Genomic DNA, 1,621 nt, shown 5'->3' with positions numbered 1-1,621 from the left:
GAAATAGTATAATTAATATATTATTTCTATGGAGGATTATAATGAAAGAAATAAGTTATTAATAATTTTATTTATTTAAATAAAAATTTGAATTTTGGGGAATTAAATCAAAATACTTTAATTTTAGAATTTAGTGATATTAATTTTTCAATTTATAATAAAGTATCTGTATTTATTAAAAATATAAAAACTCGAGAAGTCTTTAAATGTTTATCCTTTATAAAAAATGCTGAAATAAATGTTAATTTAGATAGCATAAAACATTTATGCACAGATTATGAATACATTATTCTTATAAGAGCTGAATTAAATAATTCATCATATATAATATATCCTAAATTCACTTGTAAATCTAAAACTTATATAAGTAATAACTCATCAAAAAATAATCATAGATGGTTTATTAGAATATCTGAAAATGGTGAGCTTAGATTATCTACTATATTTATTTTTCCAAATCAAGACAATGTTAAAGAAAATATTTCATTTTAAAAAATGGATATATGTAAATTTGTTTGTTTTATTACTCAGTTAATAGTATCTCAAACTTACATATATCCATTTAAAAATTAGAACAAATAAAATATAAAATAAATTTACTTTTAATAAGCTTAAAAGTATTTTGATTTTAAATATTCTATAAAACAATATTTTGAACAAAAAACATTTAACTCTTCTTTATCTATATAGGCCTCTTTAGAATTAGTTACATTATTACAATATCTACATTTAAAAATTACTTCATTAGAAATTTCATTTTCCATTTCTTCTCTTGTTATCTTGTTTATTAAATTTTTAAAGCTATTCATTGTAATTCCTCACTTATACTATATTAGTATATATATATTAATATAGTATAAGCATATAACTATTGTTTAAAATAAATTATTAGATTTTGCAATATCTATATACTCTTTTATGTTCTTTTCATCATTATAAAATATAGGAAATTTAAAATTATAATTTCCCCATACCAATATTGGCCCTTTTGTAAAATAAAAGGTTATAAAAAATAATTCTCTTGTACATAATTTAGTTAAAAGCTTAATATATTTTTTATCTCTTATTTCAAAAAATATACTATTACTACTTCCTTCATTTAAGATATCATTAAATAGTTTTCTTTCTTGAGAATCTATATTATCATAAATAAACTTAATACTATCATGATCCAATTTATTTTTATAAAAATCTATTATTAGTTTATCTTCATTAGAATTTAAGTCAAAAAATTCTTCTAAAGTATTTATGAAATCTTCTTCTACTATTTTAATCTCTTTATCTTCTTTAGGAAAAAGCTCAACATATTTATATTTATTAAATCCCTCTAAAACATTACAAAATCTTATCTTTATCATTTTTCAGCTTCTTCATTCTTTAATGACTTAACTCCCATACTTCCCCCTATTTTAAAGTTATTTTATTCCATTCCATTCATAAAGTTGCTTTCTAACTTCACTAATTAATTCATTAAGATTTTTAGTTTCAATTTCAGTTACTTCATTTAAAGTATTGTTTTTTATTACTTGCTTATACTTTACAACCTTATTATGATTAGAATTCCATACTTCTAATATTTTATCTTTTTTCTATATTCCATATCATTACTACCTTATATTGC

3 protein-coding genes are annotated in these 1,621 nt (G+C 19.2%); 1 reads left to right on the top strand and 2 read right to left on the bottom strand.

The window, feature by feature from the left end; genetic code table 11:
- The first annotated feature begins 87 nt into the window (after positions 1-87).
- Positions 88-492 (top strand): hypothetical protein, encoded by a 405-nt coding sequence (locus A500_RS18465; protein ID WP_016209098.1) that lies wholly within the window; start codon positions 88-90, stop codon positions 490-492.
- Between the two features lie 119 nt (positions 493-611).
- Here the strand turns inward: A500_RS18465 and A500_RS18460 are convergent, their stop codons facing one another.
- Positions 612-809, bottom strand: a complete 198-nt coding sequence (locus tag A500_RS18460) for a hypothetical protein (RefSeq protein WP_016209097.1) — start codon at positions 807-809, stop codon at positions 612-614.
- A gap of 66 nt (positions 810-875) precedes the next feature.
- Entirely contained in the window at positions 876-1,358 is a 483-nt protein-coding gene (locus A500_RS18455) for a hypothetical protein (protein ID WP_016209096.1), read from the bottom strand.
- Positions 1,359-1,621 lie beyond the last annotated feature (263 nt).

Source organism: Clostridium sartagoforme AAU1, assembly GCF_000401215.1.
In the GTDB taxonomy this organism is placed as follows: Bacteria; Bacillota; Clostridia; order Clostridiales; family Clostridiaceae; genus Clostridium; species Clostridium sartagoforme.
Note: the sequence above shows the minus strand (reverse complement) of the source record. Positions and strands in the feature narration are given on the sequence as shown.